This is a genomic window from Kitasatospora sp. NPDC059160 (assembly GCF_042755465.1).
Taxonomy (GTDB): domain Bacteria; phylum Actinomycetota; class Actinomycetes; order Streptomycetales; family Streptomycetaceae; genus Kitasatospora.
The window spans coordinates 1-1392 of sequence record NZ_JBHZCN010000246.1; the positions used below are offsets into that span (position 1 = coordinate 1).

Sequence of the window (1392 nt, forward strand, 5' to 3'; positions counted from 1 at the left end):
CCACCGAGGCGGTGGCGATCAGCAGGTCGGTGTCCGCGCCGGCGAAGACCTTGCCGATGTCCGCGCGGAAGGCGGGCCCTCCGGTGACCTCCGCGTGCAGGGACGCGGGCAGGTCCCGTGCGGCGGCGCTACGGATCCGGTCGACGGCGGTGGCGTTCTCGTCGTCGCCCCAGCCGGTGGCCAGGACGACGGCGACGGTCGCGACCTTGTCCTCGACGAACCGGGGCGCGGCTGCGGCCGGGGCGGTCCCCATGGTGCCGAGCACGGTCGCGCGTTCGGAGATGACGGCCCGCTGGGCGTCGCTGAGGGGGCTGTTGTCGGTGTTGCTGTAGACCACGAGTGCCGGGGCGGCAGCACCGGACGGGAAGGTCCGGAGGATCTCGGCGACCTGGGCGGACTGGGCGGAGGCAGGCAGGCCGATGCCGGTCGCCTTCGTGGTGGTGGCGTCACCGGGGCCCAGCGCGAACGCCGCGCCCAGGCCGATGACGGTCAGGAGCAGCACGAGCCACGCGGTCGTCCGTGGCCTCGCGAGCAGGCCCCCCGCCGGGGACGGTCGGTCGGTGGGCTGCGGCCCGGCGTGCAGGGTCGGGGAAGGGGACACGGGAACGCACACCCTCAAAGTCGTTAAGTTACTTAGCGATAGCTACCGTGGCAGACTTCTCCGTATGGCGCAACACCCGTCCTTCGGAGCCGGACCGGATTCGGATTCCGGACAACGCGAAACCGCCCGCCCGCACGGCGCGCCGGCGGGCGACGAGCTCTCCCGGACGCTGCGCGACGTGCTCACCCTGACCCAGCTCGCCCGCGCGGTCCTCGCCGAGCGTCTCGGCATGCCGCTCACCAACGTCGAGGCCGTCGAGCACGTGGTCATGGCAAGCGGTGCGGGCGAGCCGATCGGCCCGGTCGAACTCTCCCGCCGCCTCGGCGTCACCAGCGCCGCCGGGACCCAGTCCGTCAACCGGCTCGTCTCCGAAGGGCACATGACGCGCGGCCCCCACCCCAGCGACCGCCGCCGCCAGATCCTGGGCGTCACGGACAGCGGGCTCACCCATGTGATGGGCGAACTCACCCCGCTCCTGGAACTCCTCCACGCGGCGTCCACGGATCTGGACGAGACCGAACGCGCCGCAGCGAAGCGCTATCTGGACAACGTGACCGAGGCCTACCGCACCTACCTGGCACTGGCAGCCGAATAGCAGCGCTCGGGGCTCGCCACCGCAGCGGCGGCAGCACCTTGGCGCGAGACGGCTCGGCGAGGCCCACCGGCGGGACACCGGTGGCACGCGTGTACGGGCCGGTCGAAGAACGACCGGCAGCACGGCACAGGCGGCTGGAGACGGTGTTCAGGCCGTGCCGGCCAGGACGGCCGCCGCGGCGACGCCGGGGGCGGGC

2 protein-coding genes are annotated in these 1392 nt (G+C 73.2%); one reads left to right on the forward strand and one right to left on the reverse strand.

Going from position 1 to position 1392, the window contains the following annotated elements; genetic code table 11:
• Positions 1-502: MMPL family transporter (locus ACFXOZ_RS42480; protein ID WP_380595398.1), on the reverse strand; the 502-nt coding region annotated here is incomplete at its 3' end.
• Between the two features lie 163 nt (positions 503-665).
• Between ACFXOZ_RS42480 and ACFXOZ_RS42485 the strand changes: the two genes are divergently transcribed.
• Entirely contained in the window at positions 666-1196 is a 531-nt protein-coding gene (locus tag ACFXOZ_RS42485; RefSeq protein ID WP_380533178.1) for a MarR family winged helix-turn-helix transcriptional regulator, read from the forward strand.
• Positions 1197-1392 lie beyond the last annotated feature (196 nt).